This window comes from Streptomyces sp. NPDC052040, assembly GCF_044548405.1.
In the GTDB taxonomy this organism is placed as follows: Bacteria; Actinomycetota; Actinomycetes; order Streptomycetales; family Streptomycetaceae; genus Streptomyces.
Genome location: NZ_JBIUBV010000008.1, coordinates 42,178 through 57,211, shown reverse-complemented (window position 1 = coordinate 57,211; position 15,034 = coordinate 42,178). Strand labels below are relative to the sequence as shown.

General features: G+C 73.3%; 14 protein-coding genes. 4 read left to right on the top strand and 10 right to left on the bottom strand.

The window, feature by feature from the left end:
* Window positions 1-169 precede the first annotated feature (169 nt).
* Together ACIHAA_RS17975 and ACIHAA_RS17970 are read right to left on the bottom strand one after the other, a co-directional pair.
* Window positions 170-547, bottom strand: coding sequence for a toxin Doc (locus ACIHAA_RS17975; protein ID WP_399818131.1), 378 nt, complete (start codon window positions 545-547; stop codon window positions 170-172).
* 3 nt (window positions 548-550) lie between these two features.
* On the bottom strand, window positions 551-796 hold the full coding sequence (locus ACIHAA_RS17970) for a hypothetical protein (RefSeq protein WP_399818129.1): 246 nt from the start codon (window positions 794-796) through the stop codon (window positions 551-553).
* Window positions 797-1,070: 274 nt separating this feature from the next.
* Between ACIHAA_RS17970 and ACIHAA_RS17965 the strand changes: the two genes are divergently transcribed.
* Entirely contained in the window at window positions 1,071-3,452 is a 2,382-nt protein-coding gene (locus tag ACIHAA_RS17965) for a SpoIIE family protein phosphatase (RefSeq protein ID WP_399818127.1), read from the top strand.
* Window positions 3,453-3,460: 8 nt separating this feature from the next.
* Here ACIHAA_RS17965 and ACIHAA_RS17960 read toward each other — a convergent pair whose 3' ends face one another.
* The gene (locus ACIHAA_RS17960) at window positions 3,461-5,173 is read right to left on the bottom strand and encodes a ricin-type beta-trefoil lectin domain protein (protein WP_399818125.1); all 1,713 of its coding nucleotides are present in this window, start codon (window positions 5,171-5,173) and stop codon (window positions 3,461-3,463) included.
* Window positions 5,174-5,618: 445 nt separating this feature from the next.
* On the bottom strand, window positions 5,619-6,158 hold the full coding sequence (locus tag ACIHAA_RS17955; protein ID WP_399818124.1) for a flavoprotein: 540 nt from the start codon (window positions 6,156-6,158) through the stop codon (window positions 5,619-5,621).
* A gap of 152 nt (window positions 6,159-6,310) precedes the next feature.
* On the opposite strand from ACIHAA_RS17955, the gene ACIHAA_RS17950 reads away from it, so the two are divergent.
* Entirely contained in the window at window positions 6,311-6,871 is a 561-nt protein-coding gene (locus ACIHAA_RS17950; RefSeq protein ID WP_399818122.1) for a TetR/AcrR family transcriptional regulator, read from the top strand.
* A gap of 84 nt (window positions 6,872-6,955) precedes the next feature.
* Here the strand turns inward: ACIHAA_RS17950 and ACIHAA_RS17945 are convergent, their stop codons facing one another.
* Both ACIHAA_RS17945 and ACIHAA_RS17940 read right to left on the bottom strand, forming a co-directional pair.
* The gene (locus ACIHAA_RS17945) at window positions 6,956-7,174 is read right to left on the bottom strand and encodes a ferredoxin (protein WP_399818558.1); all 219 of its coding nucleotides are present in this window, start codon (window positions 7,172-7,174) and stop codon (window positions 6,956-6,958) included.
* 25 nt (window positions 7,175-7,199) lie between these two features.
* Window positions 7,200-8,408 carry a cytochrome P450 gene (locus tag ACIHAA_RS17940; protein WP_399818120.1) on the bottom strand — a complete coding sequence of 403 codons (1,209 nt, stop codon included), beginning with the start codon at window positions 8,406-8,408 and terminating at the stop codon, window positions 7,200-7,202.
* A 389-nt stretch (window positions 8,409-8,797) separates the two neighbouring features.
* Here ACIHAA_RS17940 and ACIHAA_RS17935 point away from each other — a divergent pair, with 389 nt between their 5' ends.
* Window positions 8,798-9,244 (top strand): nitroreductase family deazaflavin-dependent oxidoreductase, encoded by a 447-nt coding sequence (locus tag ACIHAA_RS17935; RefSeq protein WP_399818118.1) that lies wholly within the window; start codon window positions 8,798-8,800, stop codon window positions 9,242-9,244.
* An 81-nt stretch (window positions 9,245-9,325) separates the two neighbouring features.
* On the opposite strand, the gene ACIHAA_RS17930 is transcribed toward ACIHAA_RS17935, so the two are convergent.
* From ACIHAA_RS17930 to ACIHAA_RS17920, 3 genes are all read right to left on the bottom strand, one after another.
* Window positions 9,326-11,647, bottom strand: a complete 2,322-nt coding sequence (locus ACIHAA_RS17930; RefSeq protein ID WP_399818116.1) for a SpoIIE family protein phosphatase — start codon at window positions 11,645-11,647, stop codon at window positions 9,326-9,328.
* A gap of 254 nt (window positions 11,648-11,901) precedes the next feature.
* On the bottom strand, window positions 11,902-12,534 hold the full coding sequence (locus ACIHAA_RS17925; RefSeq protein WP_399818114.1) for a MerR family transcriptional regulator: 633 nt from the start codon (window positions 12,532-12,534) through the stop codon (window positions 11,902-11,904).
* A gap of 323 nt (window positions 12,535-12,857) precedes the next feature.
* The gene (locus tag ACIHAA_RS17920) at window positions 12,858-13,859 is read right to left on the bottom strand and encodes a cation diffusion facilitator family transporter (RefSeq protein WP_399818112.1); all 1,002 of its coding nucleotides are present in this window, start codon (window positions 13,857-13,859) and stop codon (window positions 12,858-12,860) included.
* 277 nt (window positions 13,860-14,136) lie between these two features.
* Here ACIHAA_RS17920 and ACIHAA_RS17915 point away from each other — a divergent pair, with 277 nt between their 5' ends.
* Complete coding sequence (locus ACIHAA_RS17915; RefSeq protein ID WP_399818110.1) at window positions 14,137-14,445, top strand: DUF4235 domain-containing protein; 309 nt, start codon at window positions 14,137-14,139, stop codon at window positions 14,443-14,445.
* A 34-nt stretch (window positions 14,446-14,479) separates the two neighbouring features.
* Here the strand turns inward: ACIHAA_RS17915 and ACIHAA_RS17910 are convergent, their stop codons facing one another.
* Window positions 14,480-14,872: a VOC family protein gene (locus ACIHAA_RS17910; protein ID WP_399818109.1), complete on the bottom strand. Its 393-nt coding sequence runs from the start codon at window positions 14,870-14,872 to the stop codon at window positions 14,480-14,482.
* Window positions 14,873-15,034 lie beyond the last annotated feature (162 nt).

Here is a 15,034-nt window from a genome sequence, read left to right as displayed (position 1 = left end):
CCGGTGTCCCGACGCGGGCAATCCCGGCCTTTCCGGGCGCGGGCAATCCCAGCCCTTCCTGGCGCGGGCAATCCCGTGCCCGGGGCTGCGGGCTTTCCCGCACCCCGGGATTCTCCGCGCCGCCCGGCCCCCTATCCCGGGCGACCGGTTTTTCCGGGGCGCAGCGGTGTCAGATCTGCCAGGACCGCAGTCGGTCCGCCGCCCCGTAGACATCGGTCTTGCCGGAGATGAGGTCGCGCGCCAGGTCGACCAGGGCGCCGTAGGGCGGATCGATCCCGACGCCGCTGACGAACATGTAGGCCACCGCGGTGGCGCAGGCAAAGCGCGCGTTCGCCGCGGGCAGCGGCTTGAGCAGCGCCAGGGTGTGGAGCAGGGCCGCGGCGCGCCAGGCGGGGTCGGAGTCCACCCCGAGGCGGGGCGGGTCCACCCGGTGCCGGGCGACGGCGGCGACCAGCGCGGAGAAGTCGTTGATCACCGGCTGTTCGGGGAGTACCTCTTCATGGCGCTGGAGCAGCCAGGGCACGTCGATATGGAGGACGGAGGCCATCGGTCAGGCGGCCCGCCCCTCGTCCTTCGCGGGCGGCTCGTCCTCGGGAAACGCCGCCGCGAACTCGTCCGCGTGCCCGGCGAAGAACCGGCGGAAGGCCTCGGCGCCCTCCTGAAGGGCCCGGTGCCGTGCGATGTCGGCCGCGGCCGCCTCGCGCACCAGGGCCTTCATCGACGTACCGCGCTCCTTGGCGATCTGCCGCAGGTCCTCTAGCTCCCGATCACTGAACTCCACGTTGAGGGCTGGCATGCTCCCCACGGTACCGCCACGGTACTCGACGGTAAATACCAGCAGGTGGGAGCCGGGTGAGTGAGGTACCGGAAGCGAGTGGGCGGGCCCCGGGACCGGGGGCCGCACGCCCGGAGCCCCGGCCGGACGTCCCCTGCGGCCGCGCTCCGAGGGCCCGGACACACCGGCGGGCGCCGTCCGGGCGGTGCCTACGCGGGTGGGGATTCGGGCCACGGACTAGGCTTGAACACGAGCGATGCGCCTGTTCACCGAGAGTGTGCGCAAGGGAGTGGCGATGAGCCCGGTTCCTCCCTTCGGAGAAGCCGCCACGGCTCGGGCAGTCATCGACGGCAACGGCATCCTGGTGCACTGGAACGAGGACGCGCGCCGGATGCTGGGCTATGCCCCCGGGGAGGCCGAGGGCCGACCCGCCGCGGAGCTGCTCGTCCCCGGCAGCGCCGTGCCCCGGCCCGAGCCGGACGGCACCCGCTGGTCCGGCACGGTCCAGCTGCGCCGACGCGACGGCCGCGCCCTGCCGGTGTGGGTGCTCGCCCACCGGAGTCCGCAGGACCGCGGCGACACCTGGGTGGTCGTCACCCCGCTCGGCTCCTCCCCCCGCCCGGAGGACGACCCGCTGCCCCGGGCGCCGCTGACCTCCTCGCCCTGCGCCCTCGCCGTCTTCGACGAGGATCTGCGGCTGTACGCCTGCAACGAGGCGATGGTGGATCTGATCGGGCTCCCCCAGGACCGCATCCGGGGGCTGCGGCTCGCGGAGATCGGGGGCAGGCCCGAGAGCGAGGAACTGGAGCGCCGGGCCCGGGAGGTGCTGGAGAGCGGCCACAGCCGGGACATGCAGTCCTATCTGCGCAGCGGCGGGGAGAGTCTGGCGCACGCCTGGCTCTCCCGCCTCGCCCCGCTGACCGACGGCCGGGGCCGGGTGTTCGGGGTGTGCCTCACCGCCCACGACTTCACCGAACAGCATCTGGCCCGGGAGCGGCTCCAGTTGGTGAACGAGGCCAGCGTCCGCATCGGGACCACCCTCGATGTCGTGTGCACCGCACAGGAGTTGGCCGATGTGTGTGTGCCCGCGCTCGCCGACTTCGTCAGTGTCGACCTGCTGGAGCTGCCGGGCGACGGGTCCCGCCCGGGGCCCTCGACGGTGACCGCGCCGGTCTCGCTGTCCCGCGCCGCCCACCAGTCGGTCACACCCGGCTCTCCGGAGGCGCTGATCAGGCCCGGCGACGTCGGCCGCTACCCCGCCTCGTCGCCGCAGGCGTCCTCCCTGGTGGCGGGCCGGACGATGGTCGCCACCAACCTCGCGACCTCGCTCACCGAATGGCTGGAGTGGGACCGGGCCCGTGGCGAGCGGGTCCGCGAACTGGGCGTGCACTCCACCATGTCGGTGCCCATCCAGGCCCGCGGCGGGACCTTCGGGGTGGCGGTCCTGCGACGGTTCCGGCGGTCGGACCCCTTCACCCCGGACGACGTCCTGCTCGCCGAGGAGATCACCGCCCGGGCCGCCGTCTGCATCGACAACGCCCGGCGGTTCGCCCGCGAGCGCGAGACGGCGCTGGCGCTCCAGCGCAGCCTGCTGCCGCGCAGTCTGCCGCGCACCGCCGCGCTGGAGGCGGCCTCCCGCTATCTGCCCGCGGCCCGCGCCGGGGTGGGCGGCGACTGGTTCGATGTGATCCCGCTGTCGGGCATGCGGGTCGCCATGGTCGTCGGCGATGTGGTGGGGCACGGTGTCCAGGCCTCCGCCACCATGGGGCGGCTGCGCACCGCGGTACAGACTCTCGCCGACCTCGATCTGGCCCCGGAGGAGCTGCTCACCCACCTCGACGACCTCGTCATCCGCATGTCCCAGGAGGCGGGCCTCGAAGGCGCGACGGGCGAGGTGGGTGCCACCTGTCTCTACGCCGTCTACGACCCGGTCTCGCGTCGGTGCACGCTCGCCCGGGCGGGTCATCCGGCCCCGGTGATGGTGCCGCCGGGCGGCCAGGCCGAGCAGATCGAGCTGCCCGGGGGGCCGCCCCTGGGGCTGGGCGGGCTGCCCTTCGAGTCGGCCGAGATCGGACTGGCCGAGGGCACGGTGCTCGGTCTGTACACCGACGGTCTGATCGAGAGCCGGGAGCGCGACATCGACGCCAACCACCGGCTGCTGTGCTCGGTCCTCGCCGGGTCCCTGGACGGTCGGGGCTCGCTGGACGAGGCCTGCGACCGGCTCCTGCACTCCCTGCTGCCCGCGGGGGGCGTACCGGACGACGTAGCCCTGCTGCTGGCCCGCACCCATGGGCTGCCCCCCGCCCAGATCGCGGCCTGGGACGTCCCCGCCGATCCGGCGGCGGTCGCGGCGGTCCGCAAGCAGGCCGTGGGGCAGCTGGAGGTGTGGCGGCTCAGCGATGCCGCCTTCATCGCCGAACTGGTGGTCAGCGAGCTGGTCACCAACGCGATCCGCTACGGCGAACCGCCGATCCGGCTGCGGATGATCCATGACGACACCATGCTGATCTGCGAGGTCTCCGACGGCAGTCTCACCGCCCCGCATCTGCGCCGGGCCCGGACCTACGACGAGGGCGGCCGCGGTCTGCTGCTGGTGGCCCGCCTGGCCCAGCGCTGGGGCAGCCGTCACACCCCTGAGGGCAAGGTGATCTGGGCCGAGCTGAGCCTTGAGGAGTGAGGCCCCGGTCAGTCCCCGGCGCCCCGGCTCCCGGGCGCGGTCCGGTCCGCGCCCGGCCGGCTGCCCGGCGCGGCGGCGGTGTCGGCGTGCCAGCGCTGGATGCCGTCCTTCGTCCGGGGCTTGGCCACGAGTGACTCTCCCTGCGCGGCGGACGCGGGGGCCAGGGCCAGGTCCTCGTCCCAGCGCGGTACGAACACGCCCTGCGGGGTGAGGTCGTAGCGGACGTTCCGCGCCCCGGGCCCCGACGCCCCGGTGCAGGCGGCCAGTTGGACGGAGTAGCCGAGGTGGGAGTCGAGGCACAGGTCCGGCGCGGCGGCGCTGCGCAGCAGTCCGCCCGCCGCGTAGGACCACTGCTGGGTCGCGGAGGAGTCGCAGGGGACGAGGACGGCCTCGGCGCCGACGGCCGCCTTCTCCCGGTCCAGGCCCATGCACAGCCCGCTGCCCTCGTTGCGCAGGCGGCCCTCGAAGGCGCCGGGGGGCAGATCGGCGGCGGCGCCGACGACGGAGGGCGGCCCGGATCCCCCGGTCCCTCCCTGGCGGGGTTCACCGGACGGCGGTGCGCCCTCCCCGGCGGTGGCGCCGCCGGACCACAGGGCCAGGGCGATCAGGACGAGGAGGCCCACCGCGGCCGCGGCGAGGGCGACATGGCGGGTGTCCGGGGTGCGGCGGCCCGCGCGGTGCCCGGTGGCCGCGCGCGGACCCGGGGCGGGCGGTACGGGACGGGCCTCTGCCCGGGCGGCCGCCGTGCCGGGGGTGGTGACGTCCTCGGCCGGGGACCGGGGGCGTACGTCGGCCGGGTCGATCAGCGGCTCGCCGCCGACGGGCGGCACGGGCGGCGCCGGTACCGCGGCCGTCCGCTGCGGCCGGTCCCCCGGCCGGTGTCCGGGCTGGTCCCTCGGCCCCGGATAGGCCCCGGCTCCCCAGCCGAGCACGCCCTCCGCCAGCAGCAGCGGAAGGCGGCGGTCGAATCCCTCCAACTGCTCGGCCGCCTGGCGGCAGTGGGCGCAGCCGTCCACATGGCGGCGCAGGTCGGGGTCCAGGACACCGGCCTCGCGGCGCAGGGAGACGTCCAGCAGACCCGCGTAGCGGCGGCACTGCTCGTCCGGGGCGGTCTCCCGGTGGATGTCCAGGCACGCCCGGCGCAGTTGCTCGCGCGCCCGGTCCAGCCGTACCGCAGCCTCTCCGGCCCCCATGCCCAACAGGGCTGCCGGGACGGCGAGTTCCTCGCGTTCGACCTCGGTGTGCCACAGCAGGCAGCAGGCCGGTTCGGAGAGCCGCTGGAAGGCGCGGGACACCAGCCGCCGGGTGTCGGGCGGCAACAGCCGCGCGGCGGCACCCCCGGCGCTTCCGGGGGCGGAGCGGAGGGCGGGGTGCAGCAGGGCGCGCCGGTGGTCGGTGTCCCACTCCGCGGCGAGTTCCCGGACGGCGACCAGCGCTTGGGGCCGCCAGGCGGCGGTGGGGCCGCTCTGCCGCGCGGAGTACTCGAAGAGCCTGGTGAAGGCAGCCGTGGTGAGCATCCCTGCGGGGTGGGGCCCGTCGGTGCACAGCCGGGCGTAGGAGCAGACGGGCTCCCAGTGGCGGGCGAGCAGTTCCTCGACCGGACGGTGTACGGGCCTGCGTCCGGCGGCGCGCCTCAGCTCCGCGGCGAGCTGCTGGTCCGTCACTCCGTATGCGGGGAGGAGGGCCGGGGAATTCCGCCGCACCCCGTCTTGCGCGTCCACGTTCCTCCAGAGCCGATACGAACGTTGTCCGGTACGGACCGATCGAGACACCGCCCGACCGAACCGACCGCACCCGGGAAGTACCCCTGGAGATTATCGGGTAGAAGTCCCCCGCTTTACCGATCCGGTGCACCGCGGATTAGTTGACAGAAATTCAGTCGGCCAGTTGACAGAAATTCAGTCGCCGCCGGGCAGGCCGGGAATTGCCGGTCGCTCCGGACGCCCGTCCGTAAATGCATGCGGCGCAAGGGCGTCCCGCAGGCTCGGCCGGAAGCGCGGTCGCCCCCGAAATCCCTGGCGATATGCGGGGAGCGGGCGCCGCAGGGTGCCTTCGCCGACCGGAAGGACCGGGCCGCTCTCCGAACAGGTGCACGGTTCGGGGGCGGGAGAATGAGACACCCCCGGCCCGGCCGCCGGTGGCGTGCGGGACCCCGTGCCCCGGCCGTCAGCGCGGCGGGAGCAGCTCCAGGGCGCGCCGCCAGCCGAACTCGGGGCGTCCGCCGTCCTCGGCCGTCCCGCCGGCGTAGGGGTCCCCGAACCGGACCCCCATCCCGGCCAGCCGTTCGAGACTGGCGCGGTAGGCGGGGTGGGCCGCCAGCGCCTCGCCCACACAGGGCAGCACAGCGATCGGCACTCCGAGCCCGGGGGCCTCGCACAGGGTGCCCAGGGCGAGGGTGTCGGAGATGCCCGCGGCCCACTTGTTGACGGTGTTGAAGGTGGCGGGGGCCACCACGACGGCGTCCGGGGCGGGGAAGGGCCGGGGGTCACCCGGGGCGCGCCAGGCTGACCGGATGGGGCGGCCGGTGCGCGCCTCCACCTCGGCGGTGTCGAAGAAGCGGAGGGCGAGCGGGGTGGCGATGACACCCACCTCCCAGCCGTCCGCCAGGGCGGCCGTGATCAGTCTCCCGACGTCCTGGGCGATGCCCGCGGCACAGACGACGACATACAGGAAGGGTTTCGAGGCGTCCGAGGCGTCCTGGGTCACGGCTGCACTCCAGGGTCTGTCGTTTGGATCATGCCGGGCTCCCTGATCCGGCCCGATCCGAACGAAAGACCCTGGGGGCACCACCAGCGGAGCCGCTGCTACCCTGGAGAACGTCGGTTCTCTTGGCCGGGACCCGCAGGAGGAAGTCGGAGATGGACAGCGAAGTCGCCCGGGCGCGGGCGCTGGACGCCGCCGAGGAGCTGTTCTACGGCCGCGGCATACAGACCGTCGGGATGGATGACATCCGCGGTGCCTCGGGGGTCTCCCTCAAGCGGCTGTACCAGCTCTTTCCCGCCAAGGAGCTGCTGGTCGTGGCCTATCTGGAGCGGCGCGACGTGCGCTGGCGGCAGGGTCTGGCGGACCATGTGGACCGGCACACGGACCCCCTGGAGCGCGTGCTGGCGGTGTTCGCATGGCTGCGCGAGTGGTTCGGGGAGCCCGGCTTCCGGGGGTGCGCCTGGATCAACTCCTCCGGCGAACTCGGCGCCACGTCCCCCCGGGTACTGGCCCTGGCACGCGCCCACAAGCAGGCGTTCCGGGCGTATCTGGCCGGGCTGGTGTCGGACGCCGGACTGCCCGGGTCCCTGGGCGGCCAGCTGTTCCTGCTGGCCGAGGGTGCCATGGTGACCGCGGGCCTGGAGGGCGGCACCGAGGCCGCCGACTCCGCGGCCCGGGCCGCGGAACTGCTGCTGGCGGCCCATCGGCGAGGCTGATCGGGGGGCACTCCCGGGCCGACGGGGACGGCCCGGGGCCGGGGACCCGGGGGCGCCCTCGTCGTACTCGGCCGTGGTGCGGTGTCAGCCCGCCCTGGAGGCCTGGACCCCTTTCTCGCTGATGGTGATGGCGCTCACCGGGCAGGCGCGCGCCGCCTCCCGTACCAGCGGGTCGCCCGCGCCGTCCTCCTTGCCGGGCAGGAGTTCGCTGAAGCCGTCGTCGTCCTGGGTGAAGACGCCGGGAGCGGTCAGGGCGCACTGGCCCGCGCCGATACAGACGTCCCTGTCGATGGAGATGGAGATGTCATCGGTCATGGTCGTCAGCCTCTTACCAGGTCACGGGGAGTTCCAGCATCCCCTGGATCGTGTCGCCCGGTTTGAAGGGGATCTCCTCAGCGGGGGCCGCGAGCCGCAGCCCGGGGAACCTCTCGAACAGGCTCTTGAGCGCGAGTTCCAGCTCGGCGCGGGCCAGGTTCTGTCCGAGGCACTGGTGGATGCCGAACCCGAAGGCGACATGGTGGCGGGCGGTACGGTGCCAGTCCAGCCGGTCCGGCTCCGGGAAGGCGGCCGTGTCGCGGTTGATGACCGACGTGGAGAAGAGCACGCCCTCGTCGGCGCGGATGGTGCAGCCCTCGACCTCGATGTCCTCGTCGGCCACCCGCAGCAGTCCGTCGGCGATGGACAGGAAGCGCAGCAGCTCCTCGACCGCGGCGGAGAAGAGACCCGGGTCGGCGCGCAGCTCGTCGAGCTGCTCGGGGTGCCTGAGCAGGGTGAAGGTGCCGAGGGAGATCATGTTCGCGGTGGTCTCGTGCCCGGCGACCAGCAGCAGCGTGGCCATGGCGACCAGCTCCTCCCGGTCCAGCTCGCCGTCGCGCAGCTGCTCCTGGATCAGCTCGTCCAGCAGCCCGTCCCCCGGCTCCTTGTGCTTGGCGTCGATCAGCCCTTCGAAGTAGGCGTCCATCCGGTCCCGGGCGTCCTGGGTGTCGGCCATGGTCGGGCCGCGCAGCAGCTTGCGGGACTGCTCCTCGAAGAACTCGTGGTCGGCGTAGGGGACGCCGAGCAGGGCGCAGATCACCATCGACGGCAGGGGCAGGGCGAAGGCGCCCACCAGCTCGGCGGGCCGGCCGGCGGCCTCCACGCCGTCCAGCAGCCGGTCGACGGTCTCCTGGATACGCGGACGCAGCGCATTGGTCCGTTTGAGGGTGAAGCTCGGGACCAGCATCCGGCGCTGGGTGCGGTGCTGGGGGTCGTCCACCCCCAGCAGGGTCAGCCTGCGATTGCGGACGGCGGCGAAGCGGGGGTTGGTCGCCGGGAAGGTGTCCCGGTGGCGGTTGGAGGACAGACGCGGGTCCGCGAGGAGCGCCCGGGCCGCGGAGTGGCCGGTGACCACCCATACGTCGCGCCCGTCGTAGAGGGTGACGCGGCTCAGGGGCCGCGCCTCACGCAGCGCGTCGTAGGCGGCGGGCGGGTGGTAGGGACAGTTCCGGTCCTGGGGGAAGGCGACGGGTTCTGACTGGGTCGCAGCGGGTTTCGTCATGGGTGACCTCGCACGGTAGGACCTCGCACGCGAAGATTCGCTCTTGCCGATCATCATCAATTAGATGCCCGAGGCATCTAGGTTGCCACCCGAAGATTCGGCCAGATCCGCCGGGATGCCGTATGTGGCCGAAGCCTGTCGCCCGCGCCCCGCACAGACCATCGTAATTCGCCGCCCCGGACGTCCGCCGCTCCCCGCCCCGGGACCGGCGGCCCGTGTCGCGCGGTCGGTGCCGGGCCCGGGACCGCGTCGGAAGCGTGGTGAGGATGAAAGCGGGCACCCCCGGTGTTGAATGTGGTGCGCCGCGCCCCGCGGCAGGGCCGCACGGCGGCGCGGCCGCGGCGCGACGGATCGCACAACAGCCGTACGCGACGATGGGACGGAAGCACATGCCTCTTGAGGGCGAGTACGAACCCAGCCCGACGCAGTGGGTACGCGAACAGGTGGAGCTGTACGAGAGTTCGGGCGGCACCGAGGGGACCACGCTCCGGGACACCGGGCAGCCCGTGGTCGTCCTCACGACCCTGGGGGCCAGAAGCGGCAAGATCCGCAAGACTCCCCTGATGCGTGTCGAGCACGACGGCCGGTACGCGGTGGTGGCCTCGATGGGCGGCGCCCCCAAGCACCCCGTCTGGTACTTCAACGTGACGGAGAACCCCACGGTGGAGCTCCAGGACGGGCCGGTGCGCCGGGAGATGACGGCCCGTGAGGTGACGGGCGAGGAGAAGTCGCGGTGGTGGGAGCGGGCGGTCGCCGCGTTCCCGCCGTACGCCGACTACCAGGAGAAGACGGACCGGGAGATCCCCGTCTTCGTGCTGGAGCCGACCGGGGCGTGAGCGCGGGGGCCGGGGTGCCGCGCGGCGCCCCGGCCGAGCGGGCGACGTCCGCCTCCTGGCACTGTGTCAGTTGCTCAACTGTCATCCGGAGAGCGGCTGTTCGGCCCAGATGGTCTTGCCCTCGTCGGTCTGGCGGCTGCCCCAGCGCTCGGTGAGCTGGGCCACCAGCAGCAGCCCCCGGCCGCCCTCGTCGAAGGCGTGCGCCCGGCGCAGATGCGGCGAGGTGGAACTGCCGTCGGAGACCTCGCAGATCAGCGAGCGGTCGCGGATCAGCCGTAGCTGGATGGGCGGTCCGCCGTACCGGATCGCATTGGTCACCAACTCGCTGACCACCAGTTCGGTGACGAACGCGATCTCCTCCAGGCCCCATTCGAGCAGCCGCTCCACGGCGTGCTGCCGGGCGGTGGCCACATACGCCGGGTCCCTCGGGACGTCCCAGGTGGCCACCCGGTCGGCGCCCAGCGCCCGGGTGCGGGCCAGCAGCAGGGCCACATCGTCGCCGGGCTCCTCGGGGAGCACCGCCTTCAGCACCGTGTCGCACAGGGCGTCCAGGGAATCCTTCGGGGCCTGGAGCGCATGGCACAGCGCGGCCGCGCCCCGGTCCATGTCGCGCCAGCGGCCCCTGATCAGCCCGTTGGTGTACAGGGCGATCAGCGCTCCCTCCGGCAGTTCCAGCTCCATCGACTCGAAGGGCAGGCCGCCGACGCCCAGGGGCGGCCCCGCCGACATGGTGACGAGCCGGGCACTGCCGTCGGGCCACAGCACGGCCGGGGCCGGGTGTCCGGCGGACGCCAGGTCCAGACGGCGCGAGACAGGGTCGTAGACGGCGTAGAGGCAGGTCGCGCCGAATTCCGCGACCTCCTCACCGGCTCCCTCCGACGCGAGGTGGGAGACCAGGTCGTCGAGGTGGGTGAGGAGTTCGTCGGGCGCCAGATCGACATCGGCGAGGGTGCGGACCGCCGTGCGCAGCCTGCCCATGGTCGCGGAGGAGCGGATCCCGTGGCCGATCACATCCCCGACGACCAGGGCGACCCGGCTGCCGGACAGCTGGATCACATCGAACCAGTCCCCGCCGAAACCGGCCGTCGACCCGGACGGTACATAGCGGTGCGCCACCTCCAGGGCGACCGGCCCGGGCAGTCCGCGCGGCAGCAGGCTGTGCTGGAGGGCGAGCGCGGTCGACCGCTCACGGGCGAAGCGGCGGGCGTTGTCGATGCAGATGGCCGCCCGGCTCGCCAGTTCCTCCGCGAGGACGGTGTCGTCGGCCGCGTACGGGTCGGGGTCGCCGATGCGTACGAAGACCGCGACGCCCAGGCTGGTGTCGCGGGCCCGGAGCGGCACCGCCAGCAGGGAGTGCGCGCCCGCCCGGGCCCCGGGATCACCGATCCCCCGCTCGTCGCGCTCCGCCAGCCAGCGGTCGAAGTCGGCCTCACCCGCCCGGCACAGCACCGCCCGGCTCTCCCGCAGGGCGACGGCGGCGGGCGAGTGCGGCCGGTAGGTCTCGTTCTCCCCCAGCGCGACGGCGGCCTCGGGGGTGCCCTCGGTGACGGACCGGTGGGCGATCCGGCGCATGACCAGGCCGTCGCGTTCCGTGGACCGCTCCTCCTCGCCGAGGACCCAGCCGAGCAGCTCCACGCTGGCGAAGTCGGCGAACCGCGGGACGACGACTTCGAGCAGTTCCTCTGCGGTACGGGGAACATCGAGGGTGGTGCCGATGGCGGCCGCGGCCTCGTTCAGCAGCATCAGACGACGGCGGGCCCAGTACTGCTCGCTCTCGTCGACGGCCGCGATGGCGACCGCGGTCACCTCACCGGACCTGCCCTGCACCGGCCACATGTCGATGGTCCAGGCATGGTCCCGGCGCTGGGAGGCGAGCCGGGTGTGGTTCTCGTAGTGCACGGGACGTCCGGTCTCGGCGACCTGGCGCAGATAGCGGTGGAAGCGGTGGCCGGATTCGTCGTCCTCGGACAGGGTGTCGACGAAGCGCCGCCCCACCAGTGCGGCACCGTCGATCTCCAGGAGCGTGGCGGCCCGGTCGTTGGCGTGCAGATAGCGCAGCTGGGTGTCGTAGACGGAGAGCGCGACCGGTGCCTGCTTGAAGGCCTGGGCCACCACCGCCGACTCGGCCGGGTCGGGCACCGTGGTCACCGCATAGCCCTGCGGCTCGCCGTCGCGGCCCATCAGGGGGTACGCGCTGACGTGCAGCGTGAGGGGATGACCGTCCCGGTGCCGCAGGACGACGGTGCCGGGTCCGGGCGGGGGCGCGTGGTCGGCGAGCAGTTCCTGCGCCGCGCGTCCCACGACCTCCTCGGCCGGGTATCCCGTCAGACGTCGGGCACCCTCGCTCCATCCCGTCACCGTGCCCCGGGCATCGACGGTCGCCGCAGCGGCGACTACCTCCATAGCGTCCAGAATGATCCCTGCCGGACATTGCCTCAACCCGGCGGGCGGTACGGGAACGGTGATCGCGCGGGGGGCGCGGCGGGTGGGCGCGGGGCGGGCGGACGGGCGCGGGGTGCGGTGTGGTCGTACGGGGGCACGGACGGTAGTCGGCGGGTGTCCGCGGTGGGGCGGAGCCGGGCCTACGGCGGTGGGGCGGCGGACATACGGGGGCGGCCGGGCTTGCTCGGTTCTCGCCCCGGGGGCCCGGCGTCCGGTCAGCCGTCGGCGTGGCGGCGGGCCGACTCGTTCTCCTGGGCCAGGCGCCGCAGGGCGAGCAGGGCGGGCTCCAGCAGTACGGTCAGCAGCAGTGCGCGCTCCATGACCTCCATGGAGTCGTCGATTCCGTCGAGTTGGCCGAGGTCGAGCACCGCGGTGCGCTCCGCCAGACGGGCATACGGCAGCAGGGTCTCCCGGTCGAGCGGGGCGCCGAGCGCGCGTAGTGCGGCCAGGGTCTCGGCGAGGGCAACCCTCGCCGGTGCCGCTGCATGCACCGCCCAGCCCAACTCCTCCACGAGCGCGTCGACTTCGGCCCGCTCCGGGGAGCCCTCCGGGGCGTCGCCACCGGTCCCCCCGGCCGGTCCGACCGAGCCCAGGGACAGGCCGAGCAGCAGATGGAGGTCGCCGGTGTGCTCCTCCAGTGCGCCCAGCAGGTCCCGGGTGGTGCTGACGGACAGCCCGCGCAGGCCGGTGAGCGCCCGCACCAGGCGCAGCCGTCGCAGATGGCCGTCGTCGTACTCGGCCTGGGTCGCGGACAGTTGACGGCCCGGCGGGAGCAGCCCCTCGCGCAGGTAGTACTTGATCGTGGTGACGGAGACACCGCTGCGGCGGCTCAGTTCGGACAGGCGCATCGGGACGGCTCCACTCCGGTCATTGGATACCTCCACTGTCTAATTGGACAGTGGAGGTATCCAATCGAGCCTCCCGCCTCCCGGAAGAAGGCCGCGCCGTGCCCGCACACCGCTGGATCACCGTCAGCACTCCCCCTCCGGACGGCGAGGCCGTCGTGATGGCCTCCCGTCTGGAGGTCCGTTCGCTCGCCGACGCACCCCGGTTCTTCCTGAAGTCGCTCACCGCGTGGAACCAGGCAGGGAGAGCGCCGAGACCTCCGCCCACTGATTCCACCCGGTCGACTCGGGGGCCCCGGTGGGTTCAGGGACCGGCCCGGCGCCCGTCAGGCCCCGCCGCGCCCCTCCGCCACGGCGGAGCCCGCCGTGCCGTCGGCCTGCCGCTCGGCCTCCTGGGTCTCGGCGTCCGTGATGTCGAGGAAGATCCGGTCGGCCTCCGGGACGGTATGCGTTATCGAACGCTTGATCCGGATCGCGGCGTCCTCGACCTCCTCGCTGTCCATCCCGGGGACCAGGTCGACGCGCGCGGCCACCAGGATCGATCCCAGGCCGAGCTGCATGGTGAGCAGCGCCTCCACACTGTCGATCTCGGGCTGTGCGTCCAGCAGTGCGTGGATCCGGTCGCTCAGCTCCGGATCGGCCGCCCGGCCGATCAGCTGGTCGCGGGCGTCCCGGCCGAGCCGGTAGGCGACGTAGACGAGGAGCACTCCGATGGCGAGGGAGGCGGAGGCCTCCCAGACGACGTTCCCGGTGACCATGTGCAGCGTCATACCGGCGATCGCGAGCAGCACACCGAGCACCGCCGTGCTGTCCTCGGCGAGCACCGTGCGCAGTGCGGGGTCACGCAGTCCTTGCGCCGCCGTGCCCTGCCGACGCACCTGGTGCACGGCCCGCAGCAGCGAGGCGCCCTCGGACACCAGCGCGACCCCGAGCACGACGAGCCCCGCCACATAGCCGCTGTGGGACTCCTTCGCGCCGCCCTTGAGGGCCTCCAGCCCCTGGAAGACGGAGAAGCAGCCGCCCATCACAAAGATGCCGACGGCCGCGAGCAGCGACCAGAAGAACCGCTCCTTTCCGTAGCCGAAAGGGTGGCGGCGGTCGGCCGGGCGGCGGCTGCGGCGCAGGGCGGCCAGCAGGAAGATCTCGTTGAAGCTGTCGGCCACGGAGTGCGCGGCCTCCGACAGCAGAGCGGGCGAGCCCGCGAAGAGGCCGCCGACGGCCTTGGCCACGGCGATCACCAGATTCGCACCGAGTGCCACGAGCACCGTGACGCGCGTCGTGCTGTCCGCGTTGGTGGTGTTGTCCGCGTTGGAAGATGTCCCGCTCACCCCGCCCGACTGCCCCCGGCCGGGAATCTCACACGGTGCCGGGACGCAATACCGGGACGCGCAACGGGGAACGCAACTCCCCTGCGGTGAACGCCCGTGTGAGGAGGGGCCGGTGCGGACGGGCGAGGAGGCCCTCCCCCGTCTCCCCCGGGCGGCCCCGAGATCTCCCGCCGGGCGGCCCCGAGGAGGTTCGGGACGGCGGCCACGGGGCACGACGCAAGGCAGCTCATCAGCAACACAGGTCGTACAGGTCGTCAACGTCGTAAAGGAGAAGGACGTGGCCAAGGGCACGAAGGGGAAGGCCAAGCTTCCGCTGGTCTACAAGCCGGTGGGGTTCGCCTTCGGCTGGGCGAGCGGCGCCCTGGCGGGGGTCGCCTTCCGCAAGGCGTGGAAGGCGTTCCGCCACGAGGACGACGCGCCCGACGCGCTGGACCAGGACCGCGGCTGGGGCGAGATCCTGCTCGCCGCCGCCGTCCAGGGCGCGTTGTTCGCGGTGGCCCGCAGCGCGGCGGACCGCGCCGGGGCGAAGGCGATCGAGCGGTCCACGGGTGTCTGGCCCGCGACGGCCAAGGGCGGCCGGGACTGAGGGCTCCCGTGCCGCCGCCCGGCCGTGCGCGGTGTCAGCCCTGCTTCGGTGCCGTACCCCTCGTCAGGCGCAGGGTGAAGGAGTGCCCGGCGGGATCGGAGTAGCCGCGCTCCTCGAACGGCCCCGCCGCGTCCTTGGCCTCCAGCGGGCGGCCGCCCAGTGCGACCACCGCCCGCTCGGCGTCGTCGAGGTCGTCCACCAGGAAGTCCAGATGGGCCTGGAGGGAGTTCTCGGGGCGGGGCCAGCTCGGCGGGGTGGCGTTGGTGTCGCGGCGGAACGCCATCCGCATCCCGTCCGGGCTGCGGATCTCCACCCGGTTGGCGGTGGCGTCGGTCTCCTCGGCGTCGAGCAGTTCCTTGTAGAAGACGGCGAGCTTCTCGGGCTCGGCGCAGTCCAGGACCACGACGCCCGCCACTATCGCTGACATGCTTCCTCCGTACGCGTCCGGGGCGGGCGGCACCCCGCCCGCATCCCTCTCCGGATATCCCCCTCACCCGCGTTCAGTCGGCCCGTTCCCACATTCGGAGCTCCTCTGACGCATCATCACATCGGCTCTCGCGCAACCCTCTTGGCACCCTTGACCGAACGG

Bases quoted from the DNA above. Each gene is read 5' to 3' on its own strand.
- ACIHAA_RS17975 (WP_399818131.1), bottom strand. From the start codon at position 547: ATGGCCTCCGTCCTCCATATCGACGTGCCCTGGCTGCTCCAGCGCCAT.
- ACIHAA_RS17970 (WP_399818129.1), bottom strand. From the start codon at position 796: ATGCCAGCCCTCAACGTGGAGTTCAGTGATCGGGAGCTAGAGGACCTG.
- ACIHAA_RS17965 (WP_399818127.1), top strand. From the start codon at position 1,071: ATGAGCCCGGTTCCTCCCTTCGGAGAAGCCGCCACGGCTCGGGCAGTC.
- ACIHAA_RS17950 (WP_399818122.1), top strand. From the start codon at position 6,311: ATGGACAGCGAAGTCGCCCGGGCGCGGGCGCTGGACGCCGCCGAGGAG.
- ACIHAA_RS17940 (WP_399818120.1), bottom strand. From the start codon at position 8,408: ATGACGAAACCCGCTGCGACCCAGTCAGAACCCGTCGCCTTCCCCCAG.
- ACIHAA_RS17935 (WP_399818118.1), top strand. From the start codon at position 8,798: ATGCCTCTTGAGGGCGAGTACGAACCCAGCCCGACGCAGTGGGTACGC.
- ACIHAA_RS17930 (WP_399818116.1), bottom strand. From the start codon at position 11,647: ATGGAGGTAGTCGCCGCTGCGGCGACCGTCGATGCCCGGGGCACGGTG.
- ACIHAA_RS17925 (WP_399818114.1), bottom strand. From the start codon at position 12,534: ATGCGCCTGTCCGAACTGAGCCGCCGCAGCGGTGTCTCCGTCACCACG.
- ACIHAA_RS17910 (WP_399818109.1), bottom strand. From the start codon at position 14,872: ATGTCAGCGATAGTGGCGGGCGTCGTGGTCCTGGACTGCGCCGAGCCC.